Here is an 11,099-nt window from a genome sequence, read left to right on the forward strand (position 1 = left end):
TGTCCCCGCTTGCGCGTGTGGCACTGCCGCTACTGTTGACTGTTGCGCAGACGGGCCCGCACGGGTCGGAAGAAAATTTCACATGTTGGGACACGCGGATGAAATTCGATCGTGGGGAAGTTACACGAAGGTGCCGCTGACTCCGGGCGAAGAGCCTATCGCTCTTCCTAATCCTGTGGTTTTGCCAAAGACCAGCGCCTCGGCGTTGCGACGGGTGTTACGTCGCGCCCGAGACGGTGTCGCGCTCAACGTCGATGAGGCCGCCGTCGCGATGACCGCGCGCGGTGAAGACCTCGCGGACCTGTGCGCCAGCGCGGCGCGGGTGCGCCACGCGGGCCTGGCATCCGCCGGCCGGCGCGGCCCCGGCGGCGGGTTACCCGTCACCTATTCGCGCAAGGTGTTCATTCCGATCACCCATCTGTGCCGCGACACCTGCCATTACTGCACCTTCGTCACCGTGCCGGGCAAGCTGCGCGCGCAGGGCGCCGGCATGTATCTCGAGCCCGACGAGATCCTCGACATCGCTGCCCGCGGAGCCGAATTGGGTTGCAAAGAAGCCCTTTTCACCCTTGGTGACAGGCCCGAGGACCGGTGGCCGGAGGCGGGGCAGTGGCTCAGCGAACGCGGTTATGACTCCACGCTGTCCTACGTGCGGGCCATGGCGATCCGGGTGCTCGAAGAGACCGGCCTGCTGCCGCACCTGAACCCCGGTGTGATGAGTTGGTCGGAGATGGCGCGGCTGAAGCCCGTGGCGCCGTCGATGGGCATGATGCTCGAGACCACGTCGCGACGGCTGTTCGAGACGAAAGGGCTTGCCCACTACGGCAGCCCGGACAAAGATCCCGTGGTCCGGTTGCGCACGCTCACCGATGCGGGCCGGCTGTCCATTCCGTTCACCACCGGCCTGCTGGTCGGCATCGGCGAGACGCTGACCGAACGTGCCGAAACTCTGCACGCGATTCGCAAGTCGCACAAGGAGTTCGGGCACGTACAAGAAGTGATCGTGCAGAACTTCCGGGCCAAGGAACACACCGCGATGGCCGCCGTCCCCGACGCGGGGATCGACGATTACCTGGCGACGGTCGCGGTCGCCCGGCTGGTGCTCGGCCCCGGCATGCGCATCCAGGCGCCGCCCAACCTGGTGTCGCGCGACGAGTGCCTGGCGCTGGTGGGCGCCGGGGTCGACGACTGGGGCGGCGTGTCACCGCTGACACCCGATCACGTCAACCCCGAGCGGCCGTGGCCGGCTCTCGACGAGCTGGCCGACATCACCGCCGAGGCCGGATACGAACTGGTTCAGCGACTTACCGCTCAGCCCAAGTACGTGCAGGCCGGGGCGGCGTGGATCGACCCGCGGGTGCGCGGCCACGTGGTGGCGCTGGCCGACCCGGCGACCGGCCTGGCCCGCGACGTCAATCCGGTGGGGCTGCCCTGGCAGGAGCCCGACGACGTCGCCTCGGCCGGGCGGGTCGACCTCAACGCGGCGATCGACACCGAGGGCCGCGCCACCGAAGCGCGCAGCGATCTGGACAGCGCCTTCGGCGACTGGGAATCGATTCGCGCGCAGGTGCACGAGCTGGCCGCCCGGGCACCCGAACGCATCGACACCGATGTGCTCGCCGCGCTCCGCGCCGCGGAGCGCGACCCCGCCGGCTGCACCGACAGCGAGTACCTGGCGCTGGCGACCGCCGACGGACCCGCACTGGAAGCCGTTGCCGCCCTCGCCAATTCGCTACGGCGCGACACGGTGGGTGACGACGTGACATTCGTGGTGAACCGCAACATCAACTTCACCAATATCTGCTACACCGGTTGCCGGTTCTGCGCCTTCGCGCAGCGCAAGGGCGACGCCGATGCGTATTCGCTGTCCACCGAAGAGGTGGCCGACCGTGCGTGGGAGGCGCACGTCGAAGGCGCCACCGAGGTGTGCATGCAGGGCGGGATCGACCCCGAGTTGCCGGTCACCGGCTACGCCGACCTGGTCCGCGCCGTCAAGGCGCGGGTGCCGTCGATGCACGTGCATGCCTTCTCGCCGATGGAGATCGCCAACGGCGTGACCAAGAGCGGGCTGAGCGTCCGCGAGTGGCTGATCAGCCTGCGCGAGGCCGGGCTGGACACGATCCCGGGCACGGCGGCCGAGATCCTGGACGACGAGGTGCGCTGGGTGCTGACCAAGGGCAAACTGCCGACTTCGGAATGGATCGACATCGTGACCACCGCGCACGAGGTGGGCCTTCGGTCGTCGTCGACGATGATGTACGGGCACGTCGACAGCCCGCGGCACTGGGTGGGTCACCTCAACGTGCTGCGCGGGATCCAGGACCGCACCGGCGGCTTCACCGAGTTCGTCCCGTTGCCGTTCGTACACCAGAGCTCGCCGTTGTACCTGGCCGGCGCCGCCCGGCCCGGGCCCACTCACCGCGACAACCGCGCCGTTCACGCCTTGGCACGAATCATGTTGCACGGCCGCATATCCCAGATCCAGACCAGCTGGGTCAAGCTCGGGATCGAGCGGACACAGGTGATGCTCAACGGCGGTGCCAACGATTTGGGCGGCACGCTGATGGAGGAGACCATCTCGCGGATGGCCGGTTCGGAGCACGGGTCGGCCAAGAGCGTCGAAGAGCTGACCGCGATCGCCGAGGGGATCGGGCGCCCCGCCCGCCAACGCACCACAACCTACGCCCCGCGGGCCGCTTAGCAGGCTGCGGCGGCGGGTATACCCGACGCCGTGAACCGACAGATCGACGACGACCGGTTCCCCGAGTGGCGGCCGTTCGTAGACGCGGTACAGCGGCGCCGGCCGGACGCCGGCACCTGGTGCGAGGCCTGGACGGTGCGCGACATCGTCGTCCATCAGGCCGGAAACGCCGAGGAGATCGCCCGGGTGCTGGCCGCCCATCTGGACGGCGAACCGGTTGGCACGCGCGGCTTCGAGGAACGTGAGGGACCACTGCGCGCGCTGAACGACGCGGACCTGTGGGACGCGCTGTTCGACCGGATGGCCACCCTCAACCGGATCGCGGAGGCGGCCGACGACGTGCCCCAGGACACCGACGTCGCGTGGACGGGCCGCACCATGAAGGTGCCCTGGTTCGCCGAACACATGCGCGAAGAGCTCGTGCTGCACGGTTGGGACATCACCGGGGACGCCGACATGCCGGCCGCGCTGAAAACCGGGCTGGCCGATCCCTGGATGACCACCCACAGCGTCATCGCGGTCGGAAAACCGTTGCTGGCCAAGGGGGCCAAGCAATTACGGCCCGGCGAACGCGTCGAGGCCAGGCTGCGAGCCGCCGGCACCGACGATGTCGTGATCAGCGCGGAAGCCGACCGCAGCACCATCGGACTCACCGAACCCGAAGGCCCGGCCACCCTGGAAACCGACCCCGCCGCGCGTGTGCTGCTGCTCTGGGGGCGTAAGCCCGCAGACCCATCGCGAATATGCAGCCGCGTCGGACCGGAAACCCTGGGCCGCGTCCGCGGCCTGCTCAGCGGTTACTGAACCGCGTGCTGGGCTCAGAAGTTGTTACAGGTGACCGCGACCTGGTTGATGTCGTCGTAGTACTTCATCGCCGACGGCATCGCCTGGATCTGCTGAGCCATCTGCTGGCGCTTCGGCGGCGGCGCGGCCAAGAAGTTGCGGATGTAGGACTGCGCGATCGGCGAGCTGTTCAGCTGCGTCGCGGCCGCCGGATCGGTGGCGTTGAGCGCGGCGATCACCTGCCCGTAGTTGCAAGTGGTGTTGATGATCGCGTCCGTCGGGTCCGCGGACGCGATTCCGGCCCCGGCGGTCAACGCCACGGCCGCGCCACCGAGCGCAACGGTCAATTTGGTCAACGACAGCCTCATGTGTGGACACCTTCCCCGTTTATGCACCGCTATCAAGGCGACGACATCTGCCCAGCGGTTGCCGTCTTCCGGTCGAGGCTACCAGGCACCACGACCGTGCTTCCATATCGATGGTTATCGCAGAGACCCGCTGGAGTGCGACTCTTCGCAGGTCAGCAGGCTGGGCGGCCTGTTCGCCCTCGGCGAAACCGACCCCGGTCGCGGCGTCCGAGACTGACAGTCTTAAATCGTCAACTTAACGGGCGCGCCAAGTGGTTGACGTGTATGTGCAACGTCTAGTATCAGTAACCGAAAGCTTTGTCCTGGAGCGGCCGGAAGCACCGGGCGCGAGCCGAAGAGCAGCCCACACCGAAGCAGTACATGGAGGAGACGTCTGTGACCTACACGATCGCCGAGCCCTGTGTCGACATCAAAGACAAGGCATGTATCGAGGAATGCCCGGTCGACTGCATCTACGAGGGCGCGCGGATGCTGTACATCCACCCCGACGAGTGCGTCGACTGCGGGGCGTGTGAGCCCGTCTGCCCCGTCGAAGCGATTTACTACGAAGACGACGTGCCCGAGCAGTGGAGCCAGTACACGCAGATCAACGCCGACTTCTTCACCGAGCTCGGATCGCCGGGCGGCGCCGCCAAGGTCGGCATGACCGAGAACGACCCGCAGGTCGTCAAGGACCTGCCGCCCCAGGGCGAGGGCGACTGAGCGGGCCGGTGCTGGATAGGCCTGGGGTGAGGCAACGCGCCGCACGCGGGCGAGTCTCGGCTTCCCTGCCGGAATTTCCCTGGGACACGCTGGCTGACGCGAAAGCGCTGGCCGGTTCCCATCCCGACGGCATCGTCGACCTGTCCGTCGGCACCCCGGTCGACCCCGTCGCGCCGATCATCTCCGACGCGCTGGCCGCCGCCGGTTCCGCGTCCGGATACCCCGCCACCGCCGGCACCCCGCGATTGCGGGACTCGGCGGTCGCCGCGCTGGCCCGCCGCTTCGGCATCACCGGCCTCACCGAGGCGGCTGTGCTGCCGGTGATCGGCAGCAAGGAGCTCATCGCCTGGCTGCCGACCCTGCTGGGGCTGGGGTCCGCGGACCTGATCGTGGTGCCCGAGCTGGCGTATCCGACCTATGACGTCGGGGCGCGGCTGGCCGGAGCGACGGTGCTGCGGGCGGATTCGTTGACCCAGTTGGGCCCGCAGTCGCCGGCGCTGGTCTACCTCAACTCCCCGAGCAACCCGACCGGACGCGTGCTGGGCGTCGACCACCTGCGCAAGGTGGTCGGCTGGGCCCGCGAGCGGGGCAGCGTGGTGGCTTCCGACGAGTGTTACCTGGGGCTGGGCTGGGAGGCGCAACCGCTGTCGATCCTGCATCCGTCGGTGTGCGACGGCGACCACAAGGGGCTGCTCGCGATCCACTCGCTGTCGAAGAGCTCGTCGCTGGCCGGTTACCGGGCCGGGTTCGTCGCCGGGGATCCCGATTTGGTGGCCGAGCTGCTGGCGGTGCGCAAGCACGCCGGGATGATGGTGCCGACGCCGGTGCAGGCGGCCATGGTCGCCGCCCTGGACGACGACGCCCACGAGCTGGCGCAGCGGGAACGGTACGAACGGCGGCGGGAAGCGTTGCTGCCGGCGCTGCGCTCGGCCGGGTTCGCCGTGGACCATTCCGAGGCGGGCCTGTATCTGTGGGCTACCCGCGGCGAGCCGTGCGCGGACAGCGTCACCTGGCTGGCCGAACGCGGCATTTTGGTGGCGCCCGGCCACTTCTACGGCCCGCGCGGTGCGCAGCACGTGCGCGTCGCGCTGACGGCGACCGACGAGCGGATCTCCGCCGCCGTGCGGCGGCTCGCCTAGCCGAACTTCAAGCCGAATCCGACCAGCTGCCACCACGGCGGCCGCCAGCGTGCACAATGCATCGAAGGTGTTTCGCCCGCTCAGGTTAAGGACGGTGGTCGTGACGACTTCGGCCGACAAGCTGCGCATCCCCCTTTCGGTCGGGGACATCGTCAAGCGGGTGTTCCTGGGAAAGCCCCTGATCACCGAGGACATCGCCTCCGAGAAGTTGTCGAATCCGGTTGCCCTGGGCGCGCTTTCGCCGGACGCGGTGTCGTCCGTCGCGTATGGCCCGGAGCAGATCCTGATCGAACTGCTGCCGCATGCCGGGCTGGCCGCCTTCCTGCTGTTGCTTCCCATCACCGGCGTCATCCTGCTCATCCTGGTGCTGGTGGCCGCCTCGTACCGGCAGGTGGTGATGGCTTACACCCGGGCCGGCGGCTCCTACATCGTCGCGCGGGACAACTTCGGTCCGCGGGTGGCCCAAATCGCCGCCGCGGCGCTGCTGATCGACTACGTCGTGACCGTTGCGGTGCAATCGGCGGCCGGGACGGTTGCGGTGGTGTCGGCGGTCCCCGCGCTGGGCCCGTACAGCCTCGAACTCACGGTCGGTGTGGTGCTTGCCATCTGCTACGCGAACCTGCGTGGGCTCAAGGAAGCGGGGCTGCCGTTCGCGGTGGCGACCTATTCGTTCATCGTCATGGTCGGCCTGACGATCGTCGTGGGCGTGATCCGCGCATTCGCCGGGAACCTACCGACTTACGATCCCGCGCACATGACCGGAACCGTGCCGGTCCACCAGGGCAACGGGTTGGTGCTGGGCGCAACGATTTTGGTCTTGCTGCGCGCGTTCGCCAACGGAGGCTCGTCGCTGACCGGGGTCGAGGCCATCTCCAACACGGTCGACTATTTTCGAAAGCCGCAGGGCCGCAACGCGCGCCGCGTACTCACCGCGATGGCCACCATCCTCGGCCTCCTGCTGGCCGGTGTCGCCTACCTGGCGCATGTTACCCACGCCACGCCGTATCTCACGGAATACCCATCGGTGCTGTCCCAGATCGGCCGTGCCGTCTTCGGCAACGGCGTGATCGGCGACATCTTCTACATTCTGGTCCAGGCCGCGACCGCGGCCATCTTGTTCACCGGTGCGAATACCAGTTTCAACGGTTTCCCGGCGCTGGCCAGTTTCGTCGCCGAGGACCGCTTCCTGCCGCGCCAACTGACCAAACGCGGTCACCGGCTGGTCTTTTCGAACGGCATCATCACCCTGACGGCGTTGTCGGTGGTGTTGCTGGTGGTGACCGGCGGGTCGGTCAACGCGCTCGTCCCGTTCTATGCGATCGGCGTGTTCACCGGGTTCTCGATGGCCGGCTACGGGATGACCAAACACCATCTGACGCACCGGGAACCGGGGTGGCGACGTCGCCTGGCGATCAACCTATCCGCGGCGGTCCTGTCGACGATCGTGGTGGGCATCTTCGCGGTGGCGAAATTCACCGAGGGCGCATGGTTGGTGGTCGTCGTCTTCCCGCTGCTGGTGTTCATGCTGATGCGGCTCAACCGCGAATACCGCGCCGAGGCGGCCATTCTCGAGATGTTCCGCACCGACCGCCCGGAGTTGGTGAAGTATGCGCGGCACCGGGTGTTCGTTCTGGTCGACTCGGTGGATTTGGCGGTGATCGAAGCGCTGCGCTACGGCAGGGGGTTACGGGCCGACGAGCTGACCGCGGTGCACTTCATGGTCGACCCGGCGCACGCCGCGCAACTGCGAAAGCGCTGGGATCACTTCGATCTCGACACTCCGCTGCGCGTGGTGGACTGCCCGGACCGCCGGATCAGCCGGGCCGCGCAGCTGCTGGTCGCCAAGGCGCGCGAAGAACAACCGCACACCAACGTGACGGTGCTGCTGCCCCGGCGAACGTTCGCGCGGCTGTTGGGGAGGCTGCTGCACGACCGCACCGCGGACAAGATCTCCCGCGCGGTGAGCCTGATCCCCGACGCGGCGGCGACGATCGTGCCCTACGACGTGGAATCGCGCATCAAAGAGGCCTACCCCGACACCTTCGAGCAACGCATCGCCCAGGAGATCGACAAGCTCGAGGCCTGGGTGTCCAAGGGCGAGGACGAGAAGGTGGACGCCTACGAGCACCCCGAGCGGCCGGCCTCCGTCATCCTGGTGGCCGGGCTCATCTCGGGGCAACGGGCCACCGTCGAAGGGCGGGTCAACCAGGTCGAGGACGTCACCGACCGCGGGCGTACCTTCCGGCAGGTGGTCGTCGGGGACAACAGCGGGGAAATGACAATCACGTTCCGGCCAAGCCATGGCGGCGCCGACATTCAGCCCGGCCAGCTGTTGCGGATCACCGGGAAGGCGCGCCAGACCGGCAACCGGCCCATCTCGATGATCGATCCGACGTATTGCGTGATCGAAGACCCCGCGAAGGCCGTCGAATCCGGCGAATCCGGCGAAACCAGCAAAGCGTAACGTCCGGGCGATCGCGGGATTGTCCCGCATGGGCAAACGCTGATGTGCGGAACTCTTTGCCAAGCAAGACTATTCGTCGTTCTCCAATGGGCCGCTACCGACGTCCCGGACGGCTGATGGAGCCGGACACGGCTTCGGAGGCGATGAGTCGAGCCGTGACGGTAAGCTGACACCCGCATGACTGCCCAACGCCGTTGGGGGAGAACAGGGGACTGCACTTTGCGTGCCGCAACCGCCACACCCGTTGCTGTCATCGGTATGGCCTGCCGGCTTCCCGGCGGGATCGATTCTCCGCAACAGTTGTGGGAGGCATTGCTGCGCGGCGACGACTTGGTAGGCGAGATTCCCGCCGATCGGTGGGACGCGGACCTGTACTACGACCCCGAACCGGGCGTGCCCGGCCGCTCGGTAACCAGGTGGGGGGCCTTCCTGGACGACGTCGGCGGTTTCGACTGCGACTTCTTCGGCATGACCGAGCGCGAGGCCACCGCGATCGACCCGCAGCACCGCTTGCTGCTGGAAACGTCCTGGGATGCCATCGAGCACGCCGGCCTCGATCCCGCCCGGTTGTCCCGCTCGCAGACCGGGGTCTTCGTCGGACTGACCCACGGCGACTACGAACTGTTGTCCGCCGACTGCGGCGCCGCCGAGGGGCCGTACGGGTTCACCGGCACCAGCAACAGCTTCGCGTCGGGGCGGGTCGCCTACACCCTGGGCCTGCACGGCCCGGCGGTCACCGTGGACACGGCGTGCTCGTCGGGCCTGATGGCCGTCCACCAGGCCTGCGGCAGCCTGAACAGCGGTGAAAGCGACTTGGCGCTTGCCGGCGGTGTCGTCGTGACGCTGGAACCGCGGAAGTCCGTCTCGGGGTCGCTGCAGGGCATGCTGTCGCCGACCGGCCGCTGCCACGCCTTCGACGAGAAGGCCGACGGCTTCGTGTCCGGCGAGGGCTGCGTCATGCTCTTGCTCAAACGGCTGGGCGACGCGCAACGCGACGGCGACCGCATCTTGGCGGTGCTGCGCGGAACCGCGGCCAATCAGGACGGCCGCACCGTCAACATCGCGGCCCCTTCGGAAACCGCCCAGGTGGCCGTCTACCAAAAGGCCCTCCAAGTCGCCGGCGTCGACGCCGCAACGGTCGGCTTCGTCGAGGCGCACGGCACGGGCACCCCCGTGGGGGACCCGATCGAATACTCGAGCCTGGCCGCGGTGTACGGAACCGCGGGACCGTGCGCGCTGGGCTCGGTGAAAACGAATTTCGGCCACCTGCAGTCGGCCTCCGGACCGTTGGGGTTGATGAAGACGGTCCTCGCGCTGCAGCACGGCACGGTGCCGCAGAATCTGCACTTCACCCGCCTGCCGGGCGAGCTGGCCACGGTCAAGACGGAACTGTTCGTGCCGCAGGCCAACACACCCTGGCCCACCGCCGGCCGGCAGCCGCGGCGCGCCGCCGTGTCGTCCTATGGAATGTCGGGTACCAACGTGCACGCGGTGCTGGAGCAGGCTCCGGTCGCGACGCCCGAAGAGCCGACGGGCACACCGACCACCAACGGGGCGTTGTTGTTTCCGGTGTCGGCCACGTCCGCGGAGCAACTGCGCGACACGGCGGCCCGGCTCGCGGCCTGGGTCGACGAGCACGCCGGCGGCTCGGGCGTGTGGGATCTCGGTTACACCCTGGCCCGACGACGCGCGCACCGGCCGGTGCGAACGGTGCTGTCGGCGAGCAACTTCGGCGAGCTGAGCGCGGCCCTGCGCGGGGTCGCCGGCAGCGACATCCCGTACGAGCCGGCCGTCGGGCAGGACGACCTCGGGCCGGTATGGGTGTTCTCGGGGCAAGGGTCGCAGTGGCCGAAGATGGGCGCCGAGCTGCTGGCGAAGGAGCCGGTGTTCGCGGCGACGATCGCCGAGCTGGAGCCGCTGATCGCCGAGGAATCGGGGTTCTCGGTCACCGAGGCCCTGTCGACGCCCGAACTGTTGACCGGCATCGACCGGGTGCAGCCGACGATCTTCGCGATGCAGGTCGCGCTGGCCGAGACGATGAGGTCCTACGGCGTGCGTCCCGGCGCCGTCATCGGGCATTCGCTCGGTGAATCCGCCGCGGCGGTCGTCTCCGGCGGGCTTTCGCCGGCGGACGGGGTGCGCGTCATCTGCCGCCGCTCGAGGCTGATGGCGGGGATCGCCGGCAGCGGCGCCATGGCCGCGGTGGAACTGCCCGGCCAACAAGTGTTGTCGGAACTGTCCATCCGGGGGACCTCTGACGTCGTCCTCTCGGTGGTCGCCTCGCCGACGTCGACGGTGATCGGCGGCGATACGCAGACGATCCGCGATCTGGTCGCGGCCTGGCAGGAGCAGGACGTGATGGCGCGCGAGGTGGCGGTGGACGTGGCCTCGCATTCGCCGCAGGTGGAGCCGATCCTCGACGAACTCCTCGAGGCCCTCGCCGGCCTCGACCCGCGGGAGCCGGAAGTTCCCTACTATTCGGCGACGCTGTGGAACCCCCGCGAACGGCCGTCGTTCACCGGCGAGTACTGGGTCGAAAACCTGCGCTACACGGTGCGATTCGCGGCGGCCGTGCAGGCCGCCCTCAAGGACGGCTTCCGCGTGTTCGGCGAACTCGCACCCCACCCGCTGCTCACCCACGCGGTCGAGCAGAACGCCGCCAGCCTGGACATGCCCATCGCCGCGCTCGCGGCGATGCGCCGCGACCAAGAGCTGCCAATTGGCTTGCGGGGCTTCGTCGCCGACGTGCACAGCGCCGGTGCCGCGGTGGATTTCTCGGTGCAGTACCCGACCGGGCGCCTGGTGGACGCCCCGCTCCCGACGTGGACGCACCGCAGGCTCATGCTCAGTCGCGAGGGCAAAGAGCAGGCGCACGGGGCGTCGGTGCATGCCGTCCATCCGCTGCTCGGCGCGCATGTGCACCTGTACGAGGAACCCGAGCG

7 protein-coding genes are annotated in these 11,099 nt (G+C 68.4%); 6 read left to right on the forward strand and 1 reads right to left on the reverse strand.

The features are described from left to right. The first annotated feature begins 82 nt into the window (after nucleotides 1-82). Together A5711_RS10270 and A5711_RS10275 are read left to right on the forward strand one after the other, a co-directional pair. A complete protein-coding gene (locus tag A5711_RS10270; protein WP_082975701.1) occupies nucleotides 83-2,701 on the forward strand; it encodes a bifunctional FO biosynthesis protein CofGH in 2,619 nt (872 codons plus the stop codon). A 30-nt stretch (nucleotides 2,702-2,731) separates the two neighbouring features. After that, nucleotides 2,732-3,505 (forward strand): maleylpyruvate isomerase N-terminal domain-containing protein, encoded by a 774-nt coding sequence (locus A5711_RS10275; RefSeq protein ID WP_067946073.1) that lies wholly within the window; start codon nucleotides 2,732-2,734, stop codon nucleotides 3,503-3,505. A gap of 14 nt (nucleotides 3,506-3,519) precedes the next feature. Here the strand turns inward: A5711_RS10275 and A5711_RS10280 are convergent, their stop codons facing one another. Beyond that, on the reverse strand, nucleotides 3,520-3,852 hold the full coding sequence (locus A5711_RS10280) for a hemophore-related protein (RefSeq protein ID WP_067946075.1): 333 nt from the start codon (nucleotides 3,850-3,852) through the stop codon (nucleotides 3,520-3,522). Between the two features lie 375 nt (nucleotides 3,853-4,227). Between A5711_RS10280 and fdxA the strand changes: the two genes are divergently transcribed. From fdxA to A5711_RS10300, 4 genes are all read left to right on the forward strand, one after another. Beyond that, a complete protein-coding gene (gene fdxA, locus A5711_RS10285; protein ID WP_055398945.1) occupies nucleotides 4,228-4,554 on the forward strand; it encodes a ferredoxin in 327 nt (108 codons plus the stop codon). Between the two features lie 26 nt (nucleotides 4,555-4,580). Next, entirely contained in the window at nucleotides 4,581-5,693 is a 1,113-nt protein-coding gene (gene dapC / locus A5711_RS10290) for a succinyldiaminopimelate transaminase (RefSeq protein WP_067946077.1), read from the forward strand. A gap of 100 nt (nucleotides 5,694-5,793) precedes the next feature. Then, a complete protein-coding gene (locus tag A5711_RS10295; protein ID WP_067946083.1) occupies nucleotides 5,794-8,157 on the forward strand; it encodes an APC family permease in 2,364 nt (787 codons plus the stop codon). 219 nt (nucleotides 8,158-8,376) lie between these two features. After that, nucleotides 8,377-11,099: type I polyketide synthase (locus A5711_RS10300; protein ID WP_156744855.1), on the forward strand; the 2,723-nt coding region annotated here is incomplete at its 3' end.

This window comes from Mycobacterium sp. E2238, assembly GCF_001672665.1.
GTDB lineage: Bacteria > Actinomycetota > Actinomycetes > Mycobacteriales > Mycobacteriaceae > Mycobacterium.